Origin of the sequence: Streptomyces sp. MP131-18, assembly GCF_001984575.1 — a bacterium.
Classification (GTDB): domain Bacteria; phylum Actinomycetota; class Actinomycetes; order Streptomycetales; family Streptomycetaceae; genus Streptomyces; species Streptomyces johnsoniae.
Window position 1 is genome coordinate 3,876,945 of sequence record NZ_LZNS01000001.1, and the last position, 20,403, is coordinate 3,897,347.

At 75.2% G+C, this 20,403-nt stretch carries 15 protein-coding genes and 1 tRNA gene; 8 read left to right on the forward strand and 8 right to left on the reverse strand.

All coding sequences use genetic code 11. The annotated features are described in order from the left end of the window. Positions 1 to 52 precede the first annotated feature (52 nt). The 3 genes from cydD to STBA_RS17345 are packed head-to-tail and all read left to right on the forward strand — an operon-like array spanning position 53 to position 5,944. Entirely contained in the window at positions 53 to 3,607 is a 3,555-nt protein-coding gene (gene cydD, locus STBA_RS17335; protein WP_077060120.1) for a thiol reductant ABC exporter subunit CydD, read from the forward strand. A 13-nt stretch (positions 3,608 to 3,620) separates the two neighbouring features. Then, positions 3,621 to 5,186, forward strand: a complete 1,566-nt coding sequence (locus STBA_RS17340; RefSeq protein ID WP_077060121.1) for a GAF domain-containing sensor histidine kinase — start codon at positions 3,621 to 3,623, stop codon at positions 5,184 to 5,186. After that, on the forward strand, positions 5,183 to 5,944 hold the full coding sequence (locus tag STBA_RS17345) for an SDR family oxidoreductase (RefSeq protein WP_077060122.1): 762 nt from the start codon (positions 5,183 to 5,185) through the stop codon (positions 5,942 to 5,944). Before STBA_RS17340 ends, STBA_RS17345 begins: the two co-directional genes overlap by 4 nt. On the opposite strand, the gene STBA_RS17350 is transcribed toward STBA_RS17345, so the two are convergent. The 8 genes from STBA_RS17350 to STBA_RS17385 all read right to left on the reverse strand — a co-directional run bounded on the left by STBA_RS17350 (position 5,916) and on the right by STBA_RS17385 (position 14,256). Next, entirely contained in the window at positions 5,916 to 6,614 is a 699-nt protein-coding gene (locus STBA_RS17350) for a lipopolysaccharide biosynthesis protein (RefSeq protein WP_143659504.1), read from the reverse strand. The two genes, STBA_RS17345 and STBA_RS17350, sit on opposite strands and share 29 nt — an antisense overlap. Next, positions 6,611 to 7,735 carry a glycosyltransferase gene (locus STBA_RS17355; RefSeq protein ID WP_077060124.1) on the reverse strand — a complete coding sequence of 375 codons (1,125 nt, stop codon included), beginning with the start codon at positions 7,733 to 7,735 and terminating at the stop codon, positions 6,611 to 6,613. Before STBA_RS17355 ends, STBA_RS17350 begins: the two co-directional genes overlap by 4 nt. Further along, positions 7,732 to 8,502: a polysaccharide deacetylase family protein gene (locus tag STBA_RS17360; RefSeq protein WP_253194793.1), complete on the reverse strand. Its 771-nt coding sequence runs from the start codon at positions 8,500 to 8,502 to the stop codon at positions 7,732 to 7,734. Before STBA_RS17360 ends, STBA_RS17355 begins: the two co-directional genes overlap by 4 nt. After that, the gene (locus tag STBA_RS17365; protein ID WP_366510924.1) at positions 8,492 to 10,078 is read right to left on the reverse strand and encodes a lipid II flippase MurJ; all 1,587 of its coding nucleotides are present in this window, start codon (positions 10,076 to 10,078) and stop codon (positions 8,492 to 8,494) included. The genes STBA_RS17360 and STBA_RS17365 overlap by 11 nt, the downstream gene beginning before the upstream one ends. A gap of 32 nt (positions 10,079 to 10,110) precedes the next feature. Further along, positions 10,111 to 11,430, reverse strand: a complete 1,320-nt coding sequence (locus STBA_RS38845) for an O-antigen ligase family protein (protein WP_077063392.1) — start codon at positions 11,428 to 11,430, stop codon at positions 10,111 to 10,113. Beyond that, positions 11,430 to 12,821 carry an exopolysaccharide biosynthesis polyprenyl glycosylphosphotransferase gene (locus tag STBA_RS17375; protein ID WP_079252419.1) on the reverse strand — a complete coding sequence of 464 codons (1,392 nt, stop codon included), beginning with the start codon at positions 12,819 to 12,821 and terminating at the stop codon, positions 11,430 to 11,432. Before STBA_RS17375 ends, STBA_RS38845 begins: the two co-directional genes overlap by 1 nt. Beyond that, positions 12,818 to 13,966 carry a glycosyltransferase gene (locus STBA_RS17380; RefSeq protein ID WP_077060126.1) on the reverse strand — a complete coding sequence of 383 codons (1,149 nt, stop codon included), beginning with the start codon at positions 13,964 to 13,966 and terminating at the stop codon, positions 12,818 to 12,820. Before STBA_RS17380 ends, STBA_RS17375 begins: the two co-directional genes overlap by 4 nt. Positions 13,967 to 14,169: 203 nt before the next feature. After that, positions 14,170 to 14,256: transfer RNA gene (locus STBA_RS17385), tRNA-Leu, on the reverse strand. Positions 14,257 to 14,560: 304 nt separating this feature from the next. Here STBA_RS17385 and STBA_RS17390 point away from each other — a divergent pair. From STBA_RS17390 to STBA_RS17410, 5 genes are read left to right on the forward strand one after another with little or no spacing between them, the layout of a single operon-like run. Further along, complete coding sequence (locus STBA_RS17390) at positions 14,561 to 15,385, forward strand: DUF3662 and FHA domain-containing protein (RefSeq protein ID WP_077060127.1); 825 nt, start codon at positions 14,561 to 14,563, stop codon at positions 15,383 to 15,385. Positions 15,386 to 15,395: 10 nt separating this feature from the next. Beyond that, a complete protein-coding gene (locus tag STBA_RS17395) occupies positions 15,396 to 15,896 on the forward strand; it encodes an FHA domain-containing protein (protein ID WP_077060128.1) in 501 nt (166 codons plus the stop codon). A 40-nt stretch (positions 15,897 to 15,936) separates the two neighbouring features. Further along, positions 15,937 to 17,385: a PP2C family serine/threonine-protein phosphatase gene (locus STBA_RS17400; protein ID WP_077060129.1), complete on the forward strand. Its 1,449-nt coding sequence runs from the start codon at positions 15,937 to 15,939 to the stop codon at positions 17,383 to 17,385. A 46-nt stretch (positions 17,386 to 17,431) separates the two neighbouring features. Next, a complete protein-coding gene (locus tag STBA_RS17405) occupies positions 17,432 to 18,829 on the forward strand; it encodes an FtsW/RodA/SpoVE family cell cycle protein (RefSeq protein ID WP_077060130.1) in 1,398 nt (465 codons plus the stop codon). Beyond that, entirely contained in the window at positions 18,826 to 20,298 is a 1,473-nt protein-coding gene (locus STBA_RS17410) for a penicillin-binding transpeptidase domain-containing protein (protein WP_077060131.1), read from the forward strand. Before STBA_RS17405 ends, STBA_RS17410 begins: the two co-directional genes overlap by 4 nt. Positions 20,299 to 20,403 lie beyond the last annotated feature (105 nt).

The window sequence follows — 20,403 nt, forward strand, 5'->3', positions numbered from 1 at the left end:
GCATCTCCCGGTGACATCAGGGACCACGCAGGCCGCGCGACCGGCCAGGGGAATGAGAGCCGTCGACCCGCGGCTGCTCCGCCATGCCCGCGCCACCCGGGGCTTCCTGATCGCCTCGGTGGTGCTCGGCCTGGCGGGCGCCCTCCTGGTGATCGCACAGGCGCTGCTGATCGCCCGCATCGTCACCGACGCGTTCACCGCCGGGCGCGGCCTCGGCGACCTGGGAACGCCCCTGCTGCTGCTCGCCGCCACCGCCGTGGGCCGCGCGCTGGTGACCTACCTCACGGAGCTGGCCGCCCACCGCGCCAGTGCGGCGGTGAAGTCCGAGCTGCGCCTGAAGCTGCTCGACCACGCCACCCGGCTCGGCGGCGCCGCGCCGGGCGGCCGGTCGACGGGCGAGCTGACGACGCTGGCCACCCGCGGCATCGACGCCCTGGACGGCTACTTCTCGCGCTACCTCCCGCAGCTCGGCCTGGCCGTCGTGGTCCCCGTGGCCGTGCTGGCGCGGATCGTCACCGACGACTGGGTCTCCGCCGCCACCATCGCCGCCACGCTCCCCCTCATCCCCCTGTTCATGGCGCTGATCGGCTGGGCCACCCAGACCCACATGGACCGGCAGTGGCGTCAACTGGCGCGGCTGTCCGGGCACTTCCTCGACGTGGTCGGCGGCCTTGCCACCCTGAAGGTCTTCGGCCGCGCCAAGGCGCAGGCCGAAAACATCCGCCGCATCACCGACGACTACCGGCGCAGCACGCTGCGCTCGCTGCGGATCGCGTTCCTGTCGTCGTTCGCCCTGGAGCTGCTGTCCACCATTTCGGTGGCCCTGGTCGCCGTCGGCATCGGCATGCGCCTGGTGCACGGCGACCTCGACCTCTACACCGGCCTGGTCGTGCTGCTCCTCGCCCCCGAGGCGTACCTGCCGCTGCGGCAGATCGGCACCCAGTACCACGCCGCACAGGAGGGCCTGTCGGCGGCGAACGAGGTGTTCGCCGTCCTGGAGACCGAGGCGCCGGTCCCGGGCACCGCCCCGGCGCCGGATGCGGGGCGGGCGGTGATCGCGCTGGAGGACGTCGTCGTCCGCTACCCGGACCGGGGCACGGACGCCCTCGCCGGGGTGCGCCTGACCGTGGCCCCCGGCGAGACGGTCGCGCTGACCGGCCCCTCCGGCGGCGGCAAGTCCACGCTGCTGGCCGCGCTGCTCGGCCTGGTCCGCCCTGCTGCCGGCCGCATCCTCGTGGACGGCCGGGACCTGGCGGGCCTCGACCCGGCCTCCTGGCACCGCCAGATCGCCTGGGTGCCGCAGCATCCGCACCTGTTCGCGGGCACCGTCGCCGACAACGTCCGTCTGGTCCGTCCGGACGCCGACGACGCCGCGGTGGCCGCGGCCCTGCGCGCCGCGGCGGCCGGCGAGGTCGACCCCGGCCTGCGGCTCGGCGAGGGCGGCTCCGGCCTCTCGGCGGGCCAGCGCCGGCGCGTGGCGCTGGCCCGCGCCTTCCTGGCCGACCGGCCGCTGGTGCTGCTGGACGAGCCGACCGCCGCGCTGGACGGCGAGACGGAGGCCGCCGTCGCCGCGGCCGTGCGGCGCCTCGCGGCAGGCCGCACGATGCTGCTGGTGACCCACCGGCCGGCCCTCCTCGCGGCGGCAGACCGGGTGTTTCACGTGAAACCAGGCCCCGCCCCCGCCGCCGGCCTCTCGCCAGAACGGCCCACCGACGCCGTTCCCGCGGCGGCGTCCTGGCCCGCGACGGCCCCCGCGGCCGACGTCCTGGGGACGGAGCCGGGGACGGAGCCGGAGCCGGACCCGCGGCCCGGGATGCCGGGGCCGCTGGCGTGGGTCCGGGCCGCGGGCGCCGCCCGCCGGTGGCGGCTGATCTGGTCCGCGGTGCTCGGCGCGCTCGCGCTGGGCAGCTCCGTCGGCCTGATGGCCACCTCCGGCTGGCTGATCTCCCGCGCCTGGGAGCAGCCGCCCGTGCTCTACCTGATGATCGCCGTCACCGCGACCCGCGCGTTCGGCATCGGCCGCGCGTTCTTCCGCTACGCCGAACGGCTGCTGTCCCACGACGCGGTGCTGCGCATCCTGGCCGGTCTGCGCGTCACCGTCTACCGGCGTCTCGAACGGCTCGCCCCGGCCGGTCTCGGCCGCGCCCGGCGTGGCGACCTGCTCTCCCGGGTGGTCGCGGACGTCGACACCCTCCAGGACTACTTCCTCCGCTGGCTGCTCCCGGTCGCCGCCGCGGCCACCGTCGGCACCGCGGCCGTCGCGTTCACCGGCTGGCTGCTGCCCGCCGCGGGCGCCGCACTCGCCGCCGGGCTGCTCGTCGCGGGCGCCGCGGTGCCCGCGCTGACCGGCGCGGTCGGGCGCCGCACCGAACGGCGCCTCGCGCCCGCCCGCGGCGACCTGGCCACCCGGACCGTCGACCTGCTGACCGGCACCGCGGAACTGACGGTCGCCGGGGCCCTGCCCGCCCGCCGCGCCGCGGTCCGCGACGCGGACGCCGAACTGACCGCGCTCGCCGCCCGCTCCGCGGCGGCCACCGCGCTCGGCGGCGCGCTGATCACCCTGGCCACCGGGCTGACCGTGACCGCCGCCGCCTGGGCCGGGGTGCCCGCGGTGGCGAACGGCAGCCTGGCGGGCGTGTGGCTGGCGACCGTGGTGCTCGTTCCGCTCGCCGCCTTCGAGGCCGTCGCCGGGCTGCCGCAGGCCGTGCAGCACCGGCAGCGGGCCGGGCAGGCGGCCCGCCGGATTCGCGAGGTGACCGACGCCCCGGCGCCCGTCCGGGAGCCGGCGCACCCCGCGCCCGCCCCGGCCGGGCCGTTCCCGCTGCGGCTGCGCGGGCTGACCGCCCGCCACCCGGGCGGCGCCCGCCCCGCCCTCGACGGCATCGACCTGGACCTCCTGCCGGGCCGCCGCGTCGCGGTCGTCGGCCCCTCCGGCGCCGGGAAGACCACCCTCGCGCACTGCCTGCTGCGCTTCCTCGACGCCGAGGCCGGCAGCTACACGCTCGGCGGCACCGACGCCGCCGCGCTGGACGGCGACACGGTGCGGCGCAGCGTCGGTCTGTGCGCGCAGGACGCGCACCTCTTCGACAGCACCCTGCGCGAGAACCTGCGCCTGGCCGCCCCCGCGGCCGACGACGACGCCCTGCGGGCCGCGCTCGCCGCCGCCCGGCTGCTCGACTGGGTGCACGAGCTGCCCGAAGGCCTGGACACGCAGGTCGGCGAGTTCGGCGCCCGCCTGTCCGGCGGCCAGCGGCAGCGCCTGGCGCTGGCCCGCGCGCTGCTCGCCGACTTCCCCGTGCTGATCCTGGACGAGCCCGCGGAACACCTCGACCTGCCCACCGCCGACGCGCTGACCGCCGATCTGCTCGCCGCCACCCAGGGCCGCACCACGCTGCTGATCACGCACCGGCTGACCGGCCTCGTGGCGGTGGACGAGGTGCTGGTCCTGGACGAGGGGCGCGTGGTGCAGCGCGGGTCCCCTGTGGCACTCGCCGCGGCGGAGGGCCCGTTCCGCCGTCTCCTCGACCGGGAGAACGCACAGGACGCGCGACAGGCCCCGGTCGATACCGGTAACGGAAACCCGACTTTCGCCATGAATCGGGACTGATTACCCTCGGTTCATGGAGGAGATGCCCCGGCTGCTCCAGGCCATGGAGGCCATCGGCGGCGATATCGAGCCCGGCGCCCTGCTGGACCGCATCGTGACGACCGCCGCCGAGCTGGCCGGGACCCGGTACGCCGCGCTGGCCGTGCTCGGCGAGGACGGCGACACCATCGGCCGGTTCGTCACCCACGGCACCGACCACCCCGCCGACGCGGAACGGCTCGCCCGCACGCTGCTCGACGGCGGCCGGCCGCGCCCCGACGCGCCCGGCACGCTGTGCGTGCCGGTCCTGGTGCACGGCGCCAGGTTCGGCGCGCTACTGCTCGCCGGGAAGGCGGACGGCGTGTTCACCCCCGCCGACCGGCAGTTGCTGCACATCCTCGCGGGCGAGGCGGGCATCGCCATCGGCAATGCCCGGCTGCACGAGGCGGTCCGCCAGCAGGCCCGCTGGATGGACGGCAGCTTCGAGCTGTCCACGGCCCTGCTGTCCGCGGACGACGACAACGCGCTGGCCGTCGTCGCCGAGCAGGCGCGGCGGCTGGCCGGCGCGGCCGCCGCGGCCGTTCTCGAACCCGACCAGGACGGCGGCCTCGAAGTCGTCGTCGCCGCCGCCGACGGCGCCGGCCGGCTGATCGGCACCACCGTGCCCGCCGACAACCCGGCCGTGCGCCAGGTGCTGGCCGGCGAACCGGTTTTCGTCGACGACCCGGCCGACCCGGCCGACGCGGCCGGGCCCGTCGCCGGCCTGGTGCCGCACCCGGGGCCCGGCATGCTGCTGCCGCTGGCCGGCGACGGCACCGCGCTCGGCGCCCTGGCGCTGGCCCGCGCCGCGGGCGCCACGCCCTATTCGGTGGCGGAACGCGTGCTGGCCACGCAGTTCGCGCAGCAGGCCGCGGTGGCCGTGGTCCTCGCCAGGGCGCGCCGCGACCGGGAGCTCCTCGCCGTGCTGGCGGACCGCGACCGCATCGCCCGCGACCTGCACGACCTCGTCATCCAGCGGATCTTCGCCGTCGGGATGAGCCTGGAGAGCGCCCGCCGCGCCTCGCCCTCGCAGGATCTGCACGACCGCATCGACACCGCCACCGGGGAGCTCGACGCCATCATCCAGGAGATCCGCACCGCGATCTTCGCCCTGCGCCAGCAGCCCGACGAGGCGCCCGCCGGCCTGCGCGCCCGGGTGCTGCGCGAGACCGGGGCCGCCGCCCGCACCCTCGGCTTCACGCCGTCCGCCACGTTCACGGGACCGGTCGACAGCGTCGTCGGCGAGGCCATCGCGCGCAACCTCGTCGCCGCGCTCCGCGAGGGCCTGTCCAACGCCGCCCGCCACGCCCGCGCCTCCCGCGTCGAAGTCACCGTCGACGCCACCGCGCACCTCCCCGACGGCCGCGACGCGGTACGCCTGACCGTCGCCGACGACGGCGTCGGCCTGCCGCCGGACGGCACCCGCCACAGCGGCCTCGCCAACCTCGCGCACCGCGCCGCGGCCCTCGGCGGCTGGTCCGGCACGGGCCCGGGACTCGGCGGCAACGGAACCGAGCTGGTCTGGCAGGCTCCCCGCCCGCGGGTTACCTTCCGGGCATGACAGGACGCACAGTGATCATCAGCGGCGGCGGCACCGGGATCGGGTTCGCGACGGCCGACTGCTTCGACCGCGACGGCGACACCACCGTCCTCGTCGGCCGCCGCGCCGCGGTCGTCGAGCGGGCGGCGGACCGCCTCGACCACGCGGTGGCCCTCCCCGCCGACCTCACCGACCCCGCCGACGTCGCCCGCGTCGCCACCGTCGTCGCGGAACGCTGGGGGACCGTGGACGTGCTGGTGAACGCCGCGGGCGGCAACGGCAGTCTGGAGCCGGGACCGGAGCCGGGACCGGGGAGCGAGGAGCCGCTCGCCGCCGCCGCGCACGCCTGGACGGTCAACTTCCGGATCAACACCCTGTCCGCCGTGCTCCTCACCGAGGCCCTCCGCGACCGGCTGGCCTCCCCCGGCGGCCGGGTGCTCTTCCTCAGCTCCATCGCCGCCTACCGCGGCTCGGGCTCCGGCGCCTACGCCGCGAGCAAAGCCGCGCTGCACCCGTACGCGTACGACCTCGCCGGGGCCCTCGGCCCGCGCGGCATCACCGTCAACCTGGTGGCTCCCGGCTACATCGAGGACACGGAGTTCTTCGGCGGCGGCATGCCGCCGGAACGGCGCGCCACCCTCGTCGGCCAGACGCTCAACGGCCGCCCCGGCACCCCGGGCGACGTGGCCCAGACGCTGCACTGGCTCGCGTCGCACGCGGCCGGCCACGTCACCGCCCAGTCCGTACAGGTCAACGGGGGTGCGGAGCGAGGCCGTTGACGCCCGCCGCGGCGCTCGGCCCGGCGGCCGCGCCGAGCGCCCGAACGGGCTGCACCGGCTGCACCGGCTGATCCGGCCGAACGGGCTGATCCGGCCGAACGGGCAGCGGGCGCAGCGGGCGCCGCGCGGGAACGCCGCGGACCAGCACGGCCGTGCCGCCCGCCACCGCGCCCGCGCACGCGCCGAGCGCCACCGACAGCCACGGCACCGGCGTGGCCGGCGCCGTCGGCAGCACCGCCTCGGTCAGCGGGATCACCGCGACGCCGGTGTCCGCCTCGGCGCCCGCCGCGTGCGCGACCAGGGCGCGGGCGACCGCGCCCGCGGCCCGCGCCGCGTCCTGCGGGCGCGGTCCCGTGCCGGTGATCCCGATCACCGGCGCGTCCGGCGACGTCACCGCCCGCACCCGGGTGCGCAGCGTCGCGGCCGGGACGCCCGCGTCCGTCTGCGCGGTGCGCAGCACCGCGTCGCCGCCTGCCAGCCGCCCGTAGGACTGCGCGAAGCCCACGGCCGACGCCGGGTCGCCGGCCGTCACCACCACGGCCGCCTCCGCCGCGTACTCCCGGTCGGCCCACAGCGCGTGCCCGCCGCCCGCGAGCAGCCCGAGCAGCAGCCCGCACGCGGCCGGCCACCAGAAGGGCAGCCAGGACACCCGTTCCCGCAATTCCCTCATCGTCCCCGCACCTCTTCCCGAACGTCGCGGTACACGTCCATCAGCCGGTCCGCCGCCCGGTCCATGCCGTAGCGCCGCACCGCCCGCGGCACCGGCAGCCGCCGCACGCCGAGGGCTAGTTCGGCCTCCAGCGCGCCGGCCAGTTCGCCGGGTCCTGCGCCGACCCGCCGGGCGCCGGGCGCCTCGCCGCGCGGCAGTTCCTCGACCGCGGGGCAGGCGACGTGCAGCACCGGCAGCCCGGCCGCCAGCGCCTCCACGGCGGCCAGGCCGAACGTCTCCTCCGCCGAGGGCGACACGAACACGTCCAGCGCCGAGAGCAGCCCAGGCACGTCGGGGCAGTCGCCCGCGAACACCACGCGGCGGGCGATGCCGAGCCGTACCGCGAGGGCGTGCAGGGCCGCGCGTTCCGGGCCTTCGCCCGCCACCACGAGCCACACGTCCGCCGGCAGCCTGGCCGCGGCGCGCAGCAGCACGCCGAACCGCTTCCCCGCCACGAGCCGCCCCACCCCGCCGAGCACCACGGCGTCCGCGGGCAGCCCGAGCCGGGCGCGCACCGCGCGCCGCGCGCCCGGGTCGAACCGGTACCGGCACGGCTCGATCCCGTTCGGCACCAGGTGAATCCGTTCCTGCGGCACGCCCCACGCGCGCAGCCGCCCCGCGACCGCGGCGGACACCGCCACGGTCGCGGCGCCGAGCCGTTCCGAGGCCAGGTACAGCGCGCGGTTCGCCGGGTTCAGTGCCCGGCCCTCGATGCGGTGGTCGCCCAGCGAGTGCTCGGTGGCCACCACGGCCCGCACCCCGGCCAGCCGCGCCGCGACCCTGCCGTACACGCAGGCCCGGTACAGGTGGGTGTGGACCAGCTCGTAGCGCCCCTGCCTGATCAGCCGCACCAGCCGCGGAACGGCGCCCGCGTCGCGGTTGCCCGCCATCCCCAGGTGCGCGACGCGCACCCCGTCGGCCCGCAGCTCGCGCGCCACCGGGCCCGGGTGGGTGAGCGTGACCACGTCGCAGGCCACCGGCAGGCGGCGCAGCAGCGCGCACAGCTGCCGTTCCGCGCCGCCGGTGCCGAGCCCCGTGATGACGTGCAGCGCGCGGCGCGGCGCCCGCGCCGCCGCGTTCACCTGGCCTCGATCGGCTCGGCCGGCGCCGCGGGCGCGGGCAGCGGCGGCACCTTGCGGCGGCGCACCGGGTGCAGCGCCTGCTTCAGGCGCATCCGCAGGCCGGTGTCCCGTTCCCCGATGTGCACGCGCGGCAGCGCGAACCGGCCGGTCAGCCGGCCGGGGCTGATCGCGCAGCCGTAGCCGTAGCCGGCGTCCTCGACCGCGGCGAGCGCGCGCCGGTCCACCGCGCCGTAGGGGTAGCAGAAGCCCTGGACGGGGACGCCGGTCAGGTCGGTGAGCCGCCGCCTGCTGTCCACCACCTCGCGCTCCAGCACGTCGTCCGCGGCGCCTTGCAGCGAAACGTGCCGCATCCCGTGCGAGCCGATCTCCATACCGGCCGCGGCGACCGCCTTGATGCCGTCCGCGTTCAGCAGCCGTTTGCGCGGCCCGTCCGCGTCCCAGGCGTTGCTGCCGTGCAGCCGGCCGGGCAGCACGAACACGGTGGCGGTGCAGCCGTGCCCGCGCAGCAGCGGCAGGGCGGTGTCGAGGAAGTCGCGGTAGCCGTCGTCGAAGGTCAGGCCGACCATGCGGGCCGCACGGCCGGCCGCGCGGGCGCGCAGCAGCTCGCCTACGGACACCCCGCGCAGGCCGCGGCGCCGCAGCCAGCCGAGCTGGCTGTGCAGCCGGTCGGGGGTGACGGTGATCCGGTACGGGTCGTGGTCGGCGTAGGCGACCGAGTGATACATCAGCAGCCACAGCGGGCCGGGAGCGGCGGCGTCAACGGGCATGGTGAGACCTTTGCTTGAGGTTTCCGATGCGGGTGGTGAGAACGGCGGGCAGGAGCACCGCACCCGGCACCCGCAGAACGCGGGCGGCCAGGGCGAACACGGCGGGCACCACGAGGCAGCCGAGCGCGAGGGCCGGCAGCGGCGAGGGGCCCGGCGGCGCGGTGGCCCAGCCCGCCGCCGCCGCGGCCAGCGCCGCGGCGGCGAGCCGCGCGAAGCGGCCGAGAAGCCGCCGGGCGTCGACGGGAACGGTGCGGGTGGCCAGGCCGCGCAGCAGCAGGAGCGCGGTCAGGGTGATGCCGGCCGCGTTCGCGGCGGCGATGCCGGGCGCGCCGAGCGGCCCGACGGCCACCAGGCCGCCGGCGACCGTCACCAGCAGACCGGGCAGCATGGCGGCGAACGGGAACCACGTCGGCCGCCCGGCCGAGAAGAACGGCCGCACCAGCGCGCCGGTCAGCGTGTGCCCGAGCAGCCCGAGGGCGTACACGCGCATCACCGCGGCGGTCGCGGCGGTGGCCTCGGCGTCGAACGCGCCGCGCTCGAACAGCAGCCGGATGATCTGCGGGGCGAGGGCGGTCACGTAGGCCGCACCGAGCAGGACCACGACCCCGGCCGCCACGAGGTCGCGCTCCACGCGCCGCCTGGCCCGTTCAAGATCGCCCGCGGCGACCGCGCGGGCCACCAGCGGCAGGGTGACCGTGCAGATCATCATGGCCAGCACCATGGGCAGCTGAGCGACCTTCTGCGCGTAGTTGAGGCAGGAGATCGCGCCCGGCGGCAGCCCGGAGGCGAGGAAGCGTTCGGCGAGGACCTGGGACTGGCGGGCGAGCGCGAACAGCGCGACGGGCAGGGCCACCGACAGCAGCGCGGGCACCGCGACGGCGTGCGGCGCCGGGCGGCGGCGCGGCGCGCGCAGCCGGATCCGCAGGAAGAACGGCAGCTGCACCAGGACCATCAGCAGCCCGCCGAACGCGACCCCGGCCGCCGCCGCCCGTACCCCCCACAGCGCGTGGCAGGCCAGCGCGGTGCCGATGATGCCCGCGTTGCAGGAGAGGTGGATCGCGGCGGGCGGCAGGAAGCTGCGGTGCGCGCGCAGCGCGGCGCTGAAGTACCCGGCGACGCCGAAGGTGAGAAGAGTCACTGCGGTCAGCCGCGTGCAGTCCACCGCGAGGGCGGGGTCCGGCAGTCCTGGCGCGAGGACACCGACCACGAGCGGCGCGCCCGCGGCGAGCGCGGCGGTCGGCACGGCGAGCGCGAGCAGCAGCCGGGGGAGCGTGGCGCGGATCAGGCCGCGCACCCCGCCGTGGGTGCCGTGCGCCAGGGCGAGGCTGAAGGCGGGCACGAGCACCAGCGCCATCGCCTCGTCGATGAGGAGCGTGGCCGCCACCTCGGGCACGGTCCACGAGACGAGGAACGCGTCCGTGGCGCCGTCGGCGCCGAACAGCGAGGCGACGAGCTGGTCGCGCAGCAGCCCGGCGAGCGCCCCGGCCGCGGTGAGCACGGCGGTCGCGGCGGCGGCCCGCGCCACGAACCGCTCCCCCGCGGGCGCCCGGCCCGTTACCGCGACCGCCGTACTCACCGCGGACCCCGTACTCACCGCGGCTCCCGTGCTCACCGCGGCTCCCGGCGCGCCGTCGGGGAGAACGCCCACCAGGCGGCGAGGCCGAGCGCCACGGCGGTCAGCACGCTGTGCGGGCCGCCGACGTCGGCGTACAGGAAGTTCACCGCCTGCCAGACCAGCAGCCCGGTGGCGGCGAGCCCGACGTCCGGGGCGCCGGCGCGGCGCAGGCGCACCAGGCAGCAGCCGAGCAGCACCGCCCAGCCGCCGACCAGGGCGGTGGCCCCGACGAGCCCCTGTTCGCCGAGCACCAGCAGGTACATGTTGTGCGGGGACTGAAGCTCCTGCAGCCGGAACTCCTCGCCCGCGCCCGCGGTGTCGCTGCCGCCGGACAGGGCGAGGGAGGCGTGGGCGTCCCGGTGTCCGGCGAAGCCCCTGGGCCCGGTTCCGGTCCACGGGTGGTCGCGCCACATGGACAGGGCCGCGTCCCACATGGCGTACCGGTCGGTCACCGACTGGTCGGGGGTACCGGTCACCTCGCCGATGCTGCCGAGCCGTTCGCCGACGGCGCCGCCGCCGACTCCCCCGCCTGCCAGCAGCGTTCCCCCGGCCAGGAGCGTTCCGCCGAGCAGCAGCACCGCCAGGGCCCTGCGCGTCAGGCGGAATGCGACGGCCACCAGCACGACCGCCACCGCCGCGGCGGTGGCCAGCCACGCGCCGCGGCTGAAGGAGAACGCCAGCGGCAGCGCGAGCAGCGCGGCGCAGCCGAGCGCGGCGGGGCGCCGCAGCCGGGAGGCGGCGCGGGGCGGCGCCAGGCCGAGGCACAGCGCGGCGATCAGGCCGTAGGAGACGACGGTGGCCATGCCCATCACGTGCAGCGGCCCGAAGGTGCCGACCGCGCGGACGTTCTCGCCCATGTACGAGGCGCCGGTGCCGGTGAGGTGCTGCGCGGCGCCCACCGCGCCCTGGAACAGAGCGAGCGCCACCATCGCGGCGGCCAGCAGCCTGGCGTCACGACGGTCGCGCAGCACGAGCAGGACGGCGAGCGGCACGAGGACGAACAGCTGGAGGAACCGCACGAACCCGGGCAGCGCGGCGAGCGGGTCGCCGCTCGCCATGGTGGCCGCGGCCAGCGCCGCGGCGGGCGCGGCCAGCACGACGGCGGCCCGCCGCGAGAGCCGCGGCACGGGGCGCCGGACCACCAGGACCGCGCACAGACCGGCCAGGCAGAGCGAGGCCAGGTCGGCGGCGGCGATCCGCCCGCCGGCGGCCGTCCAGCGGCCCGGCACGGACAGCAGCAGCACGACGGCGACGGCGGGCAGCAGGTGCGCGCGACCGCGCAGGAGCCGGAACGCCGTCCGGGGGGCCGGCATCAGCCGCCCCCGGCGCGGAAGCACAGCGCGGTGGTGCGCAGCATGATCTGCACGTCCCGCCAGAGCGACCAGGTATCGATGTACAGGTTGTCGAAGCGGGTCCTGTCCTCGATCGAGGTGTTGCCGCGCAGCCCGCTGACCTGGGCGAGACCCGTGAGCCCGGCGGGCATCCGGTGGCGGTCGGCGTAGCCGGGGTGGGCCCGGCTGAAGCGTTCGACGAAGTGCGGGCGTTCCGGCCGGGGGCCGACCAGGCTCATGTCGCCGCGCAGGACGTTCCACAGCTGGGGCAGCTCGTCCAGGGAGGTGCGGCGCAGCAGCCGGCCGGTGCGGGTCAGGCGCGGATCGTCGGCGATGCTCCAGCGGGTCGCGGCCTCCAGGCCGTCGGCGGGCCGCAGCGTGCGGAACTTCAGCATCACGAACGGCCTGCCGTCCTCACCGACGCGGGTCTGCCGGAACAGGACGCCCGGCCCGTCGGTCAGGCGCACGGCCAGCGCGCACAGCGCGAGCAGCGGCGCGGCGACCGGCAGGGCCACGGCCGCGACGGCGACGTCGAGGACGCGCTTGGCCAGCCGGGCCGCGCGGCGGCCGGGCGGCGGCGCGATGCGCAGGCAGGCGAAGCCCCACAGGTGGCCGCGGGCCGCGGCGGGTCCGGCCGCGGACGGCTCGGCGGCCACCAGCCACACGGTGCAGCCGTGCGCATGGAACAGCCGCAGCAGGGAGCCCTCGGGCGGGTGGGTGAAGACGGCATCGGAGACGGCGTTCCGCACGATGGCGCGCGAGACGTCCCGCGGCGAGGTCAGGACCGGCAGCGGCGACGCCTCGGGCAGCCGCTGCGGAACGGGTCCGACCATGCCGACCGGCCGCATGCCGTACTCGGGGTGCTGGGCCAGCACGGCCGCCACGCGGCGGGCGGTGCGGCCGGTGCCGACGACGAGCGCGGGCCGCGGCCTGGCGCGGGCGGCGCGGCGGCCCAGGTGGTGGGCCAGGGCGCGGGCGGCGGCCGACAGCACGGTCTGCGCGGCGAGCAGAAGCAGCAGCGCAGCGGGGGAGCCGGCGACGCCGAGCAGGATCTCCGCCGCGCACCAGGCCAGCGCGGCGTGGCCGAGCAGCCGGGGCAGTTCGTCGAGTGCCGCGGCGGCGGGCGGCGGGCGGTAGAGGCCGGCCGCGGCGTTCAGGCCGGTCAGCAGCGCGAGCACCGCGGGGCCCGCGGGCGCCGCCGCCGGGGCCGCCGCGGCCAGGACCGCCACGGCGGCCAGGTCGGCGGCGAACAGCCGCCCCGCGTCCCGCCGGCGCGGCGCGCGCCCGCGGCGCGGCGGGGGCGGCGCGGGCCGCGGGCCGCGCGGCGGGCCGACGGCGGCGGGGCGGACCCCGATCGTGCCTTCCATGGTCATGACCGGCACAACTCCCTCGTGCTCTCCGCCGCGTGCGGCGTCAGCAGCTCGCGGTACAGCAGGGCGCACGCGGCAGCGGAACGCCGCACGTCGTGCGCTGCCCGGGCGTGGGCGGCGGCCTCGCGGCCGAGCGCGCGTCGGCGCGCCGGGTCGTCCAGGAGCGCGGCGAGCGCGCGGGCCAGACCGTCGGCATCGCCCGGCGCCACCAGGCAGTGCGGGGCGTGCCCCGGCGGCAGACAGGCGCGGGCGCCGCCGGTGTCCGTGAGGACCACGGGGCGTCCGGTGGCCATCGCCTCAAGCGGCGCCAGGGCCATGCCCTCCCAGCGGGAGGGCAGGACGACGACGTCGGCCGCGGCGTACCAGGGCCCGGGGTCGTCGGTGTGCCCGGCGAGCAGGACGCCGGGCCCGGCCGCCGCCCGCAGCGCGGCGCGCTGAGGGCCGTCGCCGACGAGCGCGAGCCGCGCGCCCGGTACCCGGGCGGCGACCCGGGGCCAGGCCCGCAGCAGCAGGTCCTGCCCCTTCTGCCGGCACAGCCGCGCCACGCACACGACGAGCGGGGCGCGCTGCGGCAGGGCGTGAACGGCGGCGAGCGCGGCCCGCGCCTGGCGGCGGGCGACGCCGTCGGCGACGGGGTGGCGGCCGGGGTCGACGCCGTTGGGAACGACGGCCCAGCGGGCGTCGATCCCGGCGCCGAGGCCGCGTTCCCGCTCGGCTTCGCTGACGCACAGCACGCGGTCCGTCCAGCGCACGGCGAGGCGTTCCCACGCGGTGGCGAGCCGCGCGGCCGGCCCGCCGACGGCTTCGAACGACCAGGCGTGCGGCTGGTAGACGGTGGGCAGCCGGCCGCGCAGCGCGAGCCGGCCGGCGAGCCCGGCCTTGGCGCTGTGCAGGTGCACCAGGCGGGGCGCGGCGCGCCGCACGACGCGGGCGGCGCCCGCGACTTCGGCGGGCAACCGGCGCCCCGGGGCGCGTTCCGCCTCCCAGGGGAGCACGTCGGCGCCGACCGCGCCGGCGAGCGGCCCGCCCGGCGGACAGCCGACGACCACCCGCAGCCCGGCCGCGGTCTGCGCACGCACGAGGTCCGCAACGACCCGCGCCACACCCCCGTCGGCGGGTTGGACGAGATGCAGCACGTCACTGCCCATGGCTCACCCTCCGCAGGCAACGTTCCGGCAGGCGGTGAAAACCATGACAGAAACCAAATCAGAAATCACGCAAAACGCACAGAACGGACACAAGTCTCTATTCTGTGATTTTCACACAAGAAACAACCCCACAAAATGGCAGCACAAAAAACGGGCCCCCTTGATCATCACGATCACGGGAGACCCGTCTTGTCAGTATCTCGTGGTGCGCGAGGGGGGAGTTGAACCCCCACGCCCTTTCGGGCACTGGAACCTGAATCCAGCGCGTCTGCCTATTCCGCCACCCGCGCATGGGCACCGCCGAGAGCGTCGGCCCGGATCTGCCTGCGGCTCCCGGGCCTCTGCCGACATCCAGAAGGCTAACACGCGCCGGACGGTGCCTTCACCCGCCTTCCGCGCCCGCCCGGCCCGCTCCTCGCATCCCCTCCGCATTCCCTCCGCACATGCGCGACACTGTTCCTTGCTCCCCCTTACGATCCGGGGAGCGGAGGACCGGTGCCCGGACGGGAACCACCTGATCGTCTCGCGCGTGGATACGATCAGTAAGCCGTACCACTTCAGCCGCGCGCCGGGACCTCGGAGAAGGAGGTGCACATGGGAGTACTGAAGCGCTTTGAGCAGCGGCTGGAGGGCCTCGTCAACGGCACCTTCGCCAAGGTCTTCAAGTCCGAGGTGCAGCCGGTGGAGATCGCCGGCGCACTTCAGCGCGAATGCGACAACAACGCGACCATCTGGAACCGCGAACGGACCGTCGTCCCCAATGACTTCATCGTCGAGCTGAGCGCCGGCGACTACGAGCGGCTGGCGCCGTACGCCGGCCAGCTCGGCGACGAGCTGGCCGGCATGGTCAAGGAGTACGCCAAGCAGCAGCGCTACACGTTCATGGGCGAGATCAAGGTCCACCTGGAGAAGGCGGACACGCTCGACACCGGCCTGTACCGGGTGCGCAGCCGCACGCTCGCCTCCTCCACCTCCGTTCAGCAGCCGTCCGCGCCGCACAGCGCCCCGCCGCCCTACGGTGCACCGCCGCAGGCCCCCGCCGCCGGCTACCCCACGAGGCCGCCGAGCGCCCCGCCCGCCGCGCCCGCCATGCCGCCCCGCCCCCCGGCCGCGCCCTACGGGCAGCAGGCCCAGGGCCGCATGCGCCGCTGGATCGAAATCAACGGCACCCGCCACCAGATGGCGCGCCACAGCCTCGTCATCGGCCGCAGCACCGAGGCCGACGTGCGCATCGACGACCCCGGGGTGTCCCGGCGGCACTGCGAGATCCAGGCCACGGAGCCCGCCAGCGTCAGGGACCTCGGATCGACGAACGGCATCGTGGTGGACGGACAGCACACCAAACGCGCTACGCTCCGCGACGGCTCACGGATCGTCGTGGGCAGCACCACAGTCATCTACCGGCAAGCCGAAGGGTAAGCGGGGGGCAATGTCAGAGCTGACCCTGACGGTCATGAGGCTGGGCTTTCTGGCCGTCCTGTGGCTTTTCGTGATCGTGGCCGTCCAGGTGATCCGCAGCGACCTGTTCGGCACCCGGGTCACCCAGCGTGCCGTCGCCCGCCGCCCCGAGCCGGCCCCGCAGCAGCCGCGCCGCCAGCAGCCGCAGGCGCAGCCGCGCGGCAGGCAGCGCCGCGGCGCCCCCACCAAACTCGTGATCACCGAAGGTTCCCTCGCCGGAACCACTGTCGCCCTCCAGGGCCAGACCATTACGCTCGGCCGGGCGCACGACTCGACCATCGTGCTGGACGACGACTACGCCTCCGGCCGTCACGCGAGGATCTACCCCGACCGGGACGGCCAGTGGATCGTCGAGGACCTCGGGTCGACCAACGGCACCTACCTGGACCGCGGACGGCTGACCACCCCGGTCCCGATTCCGCCGGGTACGCCGATCCGCATTGGCAAGACGGTCATCGAGCTGCGGAAGTAGGTCCGACCACTATGACGACCGGAGGGTGGGAGAGGCGCGCATGAGCCTGTCACTGAGATTCGCGGCGGGGTCCCACACCGGCATGATCCGCGACCACAACGAGGACTCCGGCTACGCGGGCCCGCGTCTGCTCGCCATCGCCGACGGCATGGGCGGCCAAGCGGCGGGGGAGGTCGCCAGCTCGGAGGTGATCTCCACGATCGTCCAGCTCGACGACGACATCCCCGGCTCGGACGTGCTCACCTCGCTCGACCACTCCGTGCAGCGGGCCAACGAGCAGCTGCGCACCATGGTCACCGACGACCCGCGCCTCGACGGCATGGGCACCACCCTCACCGCCCTGCTGTGGACCGGCCAGCGCCTGGGCCTCGTGCACGTCGGGGACTCCCGCGCCTACCTGCTGCGCGAGGGCGAGCTGACGCAGATCACGCAGGACCACACCTGGGTGCAGCGGCTGGTCGACGAGGGGCGGATCACCGAGGAGGAGGCCACCACGCACCCGCAGCGCTCGCTGCTGATGCGGGCCCTCGGCAGCGCCGACCACATCGACGCGGACCTGTCGATCCGTGAGGTGCGGGTCGGCGACCGCTACCTGCTGTGCTCCGACGGCCTGTCCGGCGTCGTGAGCCACGAGACCCTCTACGACACCCTGAGCGCGTTCGCCCCGCCGGAGGAGACGGTCCGGGAGCTGATCGAGCTGGCGCTGCGCGGCGGCGGCCCGGACAACATCACCTGCATCGTCGCCGACGTCCTCGATGTCGATACCCAGGAGGGCGACACGCTCGCCCGCCAGCTGTACGACGCCCCTCAGGTCGTCGGCGCGGTCGCCGAGTCGCAGAACCAACGCTTCGGCGACAAGCAGACGCCCGCCTCGCGCGCCGCCGAGCTCGGCCGCCCGCCGGCCCCGGGCGGCGGCGGCCAGGCCCCCGGCGTCGCGGGCCCGCCCACCGGCGTCTTCGGCTCGTTCGCCGACGACGAGTACGTGCCGGCGCGGACGCCGCGCCACCGCGCGCTGAAGCGGACCGCGCTGATCGTGCTGGCCCTGGCCATCGTGGGCGGCGGTCTCTACGCGGGGTACCGCTGGACGCAGACGCAGTACTACGTCGCGGCCAACGGCGACCACGTGGCCCTCTACCAGGGCGTCAGCCAGAATCTGGGCCCCCTGAGCCTGCACAGCGTCGAGCGCGACCACCCGGACATCCAGCTGGAGTTCCTGCCCGAGTACCAGCGCAGTCAGGTGGAGGACTCGATCTCGGCCGGCAGTCTCGCCGAGGCCGAGGAGCGGGTCGGCGAGCTGGCCGAGCAGGCCGAGGCATGCCGTCTGCTGGCCGCCGAGCAGGAGGGGCAGAACGGAGAGGAAGGGCAGAACGGGCAGGAGCCCGGCGACGGAAAGGACGGCAAGGGCGGCACCGAGGGGGACGGCGCCAACCCGGAGTCCACCCAGCTGACCGACCGCCAGCGGGAGCTGGCCGGACAGTGCACGCGCTAGGCCGTGTCGATCTAGAGACCACCGGACTTCCAGCAGAGACCAAGGCATGAGCAGCAGCAACACCACCGTCTCCACCGGCGGGCTTCCGAGCCGCCGGAACACCGAGCTGGCGATGCTCGTGTTCGCCGTGCTCATCCCCGTGTTCGCCTACGCCAACGTCGGCCTGGCGAAGGACGAGTCACTGCCCGCGGGCATGCTCGGGTACGGCCTCGGCCTCGGCCTGATGGCCGGCGTCGCGCACCTCGTCGTGCGCCGCTGGGCGCCCTACGCCGACCCGCTCATGCTGCCGATCGCCACCCTGCTGAACGGTCTCGGCCTGGTCCTCATCTGGCGGCTCGACCAGGAGCCGCAGATCACCACCGACGCGCTCGGCGGTCCGATGGCCGCGGACCAGCTGATCTGGTCCACGGTCGGTCTCGCCCTGTTCCTCGGCGTGCTGGTCTTCCTGAAGGACCACCGCATCCTCCAGCGCTACACCTACATCTCGATGGTCGTCGCGCTGATCCTGCTGGCCTCGCCCATCTTCATCGGCGAGGAGATCAACGGCGCCCGCATCTGGGTCCAGGTCCCCGGCGTCGGCTCCCTCCAGCCCGCCGAGTTCGCCAAGATCATCATTGCGGTGTTCTTCGCGGGCTACCTGATGGTCAAGCGCGACGCGCTGGCCCTGGCCAGCCGCCGCGTCATGGGCATCTACCTGCCCCGTGGGCGCGACATGGGCCCGATCCTCGTCATCTGGGCGATCAGCCTGATGATCCTGATCTTCGAGACGGATCTCGGCACCTCGCTGCTGTTCTTCGGCATCTTCGTGGTCATGCTCTACGTGGCCACCGAGCGCACGAGCTGGATCATTTTCGGCCTCCTGCTGTCCGCGACCGGCGCCGTGCTGGTCGCCAGCACCAACGCCCACGTCGGCGACCGCGTCCACAACTGGCTGAACCCGCTGGAGGTACACGCCAACGGCGGCATCACCGAGACCGCGAACGTCATGTACTCCTTCGGCTCCGGCGGCCTGTTCGGCTCCGGCCTCGGCCAGGGCTACTCGCGGCTCATCGGCGGCATCGGCGCCAAGAGCGACTACATCCTCGCCACCGTCGGCGAGGAGCTGGGCCTGGCCGGCATGATGGCCGTCATCCTGCTGTACGCCCTGCTCATCGAGCGCGGCATGCGCACGGCGCTCGCCGCGCGCGACCCGTTCGGCAAGCTGCTCGCCGTCGGGCTCTCCGGCATCTTCGCCATCCAGATCTTCGTGGTCGCGGGCGGGGTCACCGGCCTCATCCCGCTGACCGGCATGACCATGCCGTTCCTGGCGCAGGGCGGCTCGTCCGTGATCGCCAACTGGGCGCTTATCGCCCTCCTACTGCGGATCAGTGACACTGCCCGCAGGCCGGCCCCGGCCCCCGCCCCCAGCCCCGACGCAGAACAGACTCAGGTGGTCCGAGCATGAACAAACCGATGCGGCGGGTCTCCGTCTTCTGCGGCCTGCTCATCCTCGCCCTGCTGCTGCGCGTCAACTGGGTGCAGTTCGTGCAGGCCGACGAGTTGCAGAACGACGCGAACAACCGGCGGGTCAACATCGAGCGGTACGCCCACCCGCGCGGCGACATCATCGTGGACGGCGAGCCGATCACGGGCTCCGAGGAGGCCGACGACCCGGACTACCGGTACCAGCGCACGTTCACCGACGGTGAGATGTGGGCGCCGGTCACCGGCTACTCCTCGCAGGCGTACGCCACGAGCATGCTGGAGGGCGTCCACGACTCGATCCTCACCGGCGACGACGACCGGCTGTTCTTCAACAACACGATCGACATGTTCACCGGCGAGGACCAGCGCGGCGGGAACGTGGTCACCACGCTGAACGCCGACGCACAGCGCGCCGCGTTCGAGGGCCTGGGCGACGCGAAGGGCGCGGTCGCCGCGATCAACCCGATGACCGGCGAGGTGCTGGCCCTGGCCTCCACCCCCTCCTACGACCCGTCATCCTTCTCGGGCAACGACGGGGACGACCAGGAGGCGTGGCAGGCGCTGGAGTCCGACGAGGACAAGCCCATGCTCAACCGGGCGCTGCGCGAGACCTACCCGCCGGGCTCCACGTTCAAGGTCGTCACGGCCGCCGCGGCTCTTGAGCACGGCGCGGTGGAGGACGTCGACACCGAGACGGACACCCCGGACCCGTACTACCTGCCCGAGACCAACAACGTCGAGCTGCCCAACCTGAGTGACACCTCGCCCTGCGAGGACGCCGACGTCCGCACGGCCATCCAGTACTCCTGCAACACCGTCTTCGCGAAGCTCAGCGACGAGGTCGGCAACGAGCAGATGCGGGAGACCGCCGAGGAGTTCGGGTTCAACCAGGAGCACTTCGTCCCGATCAGGACCGAGGCCAGCTCCTATCCCGAGGACAACCGCCCGCAGAACGCGCAGGCCGGCATCGGCCAGGCGTCCAACCGGGCCACGCCGCTCCAGATGGCCATGGTCGCCGGCGCGATCGCCAACGACGGCACGCTGATGCAGCCCTACATGGTGGACCAGCTCGTCGCGCCCAACCTCAATGTGATCGAGCAGCACGACCCCGAGGAGATGAGCGAGCCGCTCTCCGCGGAGAACGCGCAGATGATCCAGTCCGCCATGGAGACCATGGTCGAGGAGAGCGACGCCATCGACACCAGCGCGCTCGGCGACGTCCGTGTCGGCGGCAAGACCGGCACCGCCCAGCGCGGCGAGAACAACGAAGAGATCCCCTACGCCTGGTTCATCTCCTACGCCATGACCGACGAGGGTTCCCCGGTCGCCGTCGCGGTGGTCGTCGAGGACGCCAACGTCGACCGTGAGGACGTGTCCGGCGGCGGCCTTGCCGCGCCCATCGCCCTCGACGTGATGGAGGCCGTCCTGGCCGACGAGGACGCCGGGTGAACGGCAGTCCGGCAACCACCCGGGCCCCGTCACACGTCATACACACGACCGCACGTTCCCTGCGGGTCGCGGTACCGGGCGATACCGGTTGCGTATCGGCCCACG

Excerpts from the sequence above, each read along its gene's own strand:
- STBA_RS38845 (WP_077063392.1), bottom strand. The coding sequence starts at position 11,430 with ATGCCGGCCCCCCGGACGGCGTTCCGGCTCCTGCGCGGTCGCGCGCAC.
- cydD (WP_077060120.1), top strand. The coding sequence starts at position 53 with ATGAGAGCCGTCGACCCGCGGCTGCTCCGCCATGCCCGCGCCACCCGG.
- STBA_RS17340 (WP_077060121.1), top strand. The coding sequence starts at position 3,621 with ATGGAGGAGATGCCCCGGCTGCTCCAGGCCATGGAGGCCATCGGCGGC.
- STBA_RS17400 (WP_077060129.1), top strand. The coding sequence starts at position 15,937 with ATGAGCCTGTCACTGAGATTCGCGGCGGGGTCCCACACCGGCATGATC.
- STBA_RS17380 (WP_077060126.1), bottom strand. The coding sequence starts at position 13,966 with ATGGGCAGTGACGTGCTGCATCTCGTCCAACCCGCCGACGGGGGTGTG.
- STBA_RS17350 (WP_143659504.1), bottom strand. The coding sequence starts at position 6,614 with ATGAGGGAATTGCGGGAACGGGTGTCCTGGCTGCCCTTCTGGTGGCCG.
- STBA_RS17405 (WP_077060130.1), top strand. The coding sequence starts at position 17,432 with ATGAGCAGCAGCAACACCACCGTCTCCACCGGCGGGCTTCCGAGCCGC.
- STBA_RS17360 (WP_253194793.1), bottom strand. The coding sequence starts at position 8,502 with ATGCCCGTTGACGCCGCCGCTCCCGGCCCGCTGTGGCTGCTGATGTAT.
- STBA_RS17390 (WP_077060127.1), top strand. The coding sequence starts at position 14,561 with ATGGGAGTACTGAAGCGCTTTGAGCAGCGGCTGGAGGGCCTCGTCAAC.
- STBA_RS17375 (WP_079252419.1), bottom strand. The coding sequence starts at position 12,821 with ATGACCATGGAAGGCACGATCGGGGTCCGCCCCGCCGCCGTCGGCCCG.
- STBA_RS17410 (WP_077060131.1), top strand. The coding sequence starts at position 18,826 with ATGAACAAACCGATGCGGCGGGTCTCCGTCTTCTGCGGCCTGCTCATC.
- STBA_RS17345 (WP_077060122.1), top strand. The coding sequence starts at position 5,183 with ATGACAGGACGCACAGTGATCATCAGCGGCGGCGGCACCGGGATCGGG.
- STBA_RS17395 (WP_077060128.1), top strand. The coding sequence starts at position 15,396 with ATGTCAGAGCTGACCCTGACGGTCATGAGGCTGGGCTTTCTGGCCGTC.